The 912-nt window shown below is 41.3% G+C and carries 1 protein-coding gene and 1 pseudogene; both read right to left on the reverse strand.

Annotation, left to right across the window (positions count from 1 at the left end; translation table 11 throughout):
• Positions 1-314: pseudogene (locus ACTHUM_RS15490) on the reverse strand (hypothetical protein); the annotation flags it as partial.
• A partial coding sequence (locus ACTHUM_RS15495) for an AAA family ATPase (protein WP_440403354.1) occupies positions 308-912 on the reverse strand: 605 nt, incomplete at its 5' end. The gene ACTHUM_RS15495 and the pseudogene ACTHUM_RS15490, both read right to left, overlap by 7 nt.

Here is a 912-nt window from a genome sequence, read left to right on the forward strand (position 1 = left end):
GCTAGAAACCATGCTTCTATCGCTTTAACCGCAATAAAATAGGCAGTAATTTTCGCGTGGCTGATTCTTTCCTTAACACCTTCAACAGGGAGTCCGTCCGAATCCGTCAAAATATACAGTCTTTCTGCTCCATTTGCTTCCAAAACACCAATAAAGGGCTCAATATTATGAGGCAATAAATTACCTGCGCCATTGGCATCAACAACAGGTTCAATCAATTCAAAATCATTCCTGTGTAAAAAGGTCTTGAATGCCTCTGATTCGATAATAATCTTTTCGCATGACCCTTCAACAATAAATCCGACTTTTACCATGGCAATCCTCCTCCCAGCAGATTGGTCAGCCAAGCCGTATCTAACGGAATTTTGTTTTTATCGACACCGGACTTCCGAACATCTTTAATTTGGGTTTTGCCTTGAGATTTACTGACAAAATACAACTCTTCCAATTCCAAGCTACGCACTACCGATTCACTATGAGTTGTCAGAATAATTGGATGGTGAGGGCTTACATATTCACGTATAAAGCCGATCAGTTCACTGATAGCTTTCGGATGTAAGCCACGCTCAGGTTCTTCAATGATGGTAATGCCGGGCTGTTTTACACGCGTTAAAACGGCAACCAACAAACATAAGGCATAAATTGTGCCGTCCGAAACCATATGGGCGGGGAAACGATTACCGCTGTCTTCCTCGAAAAATAACCCTTTTGAGTCATCAATTTTTTGCGTTTGAACAGAGAGTTGCTGCATTTCGGGGACAATCACACCCATCCATTCAATGATTTGCTCGCGTAATTCGTCGTTATCCTCAAGATGTTCTAACACTGCAGCAATATTGCTACCGTCTGTATTCAGCTTTTCAGGGTTATTGGCATTATTGCGAAGATCTTTGATTTTAAAAGGATCTATAC

The sequence above is a fragment of the Neisseria sp. P0021.S006 genome, assembly GCF_051956895.1.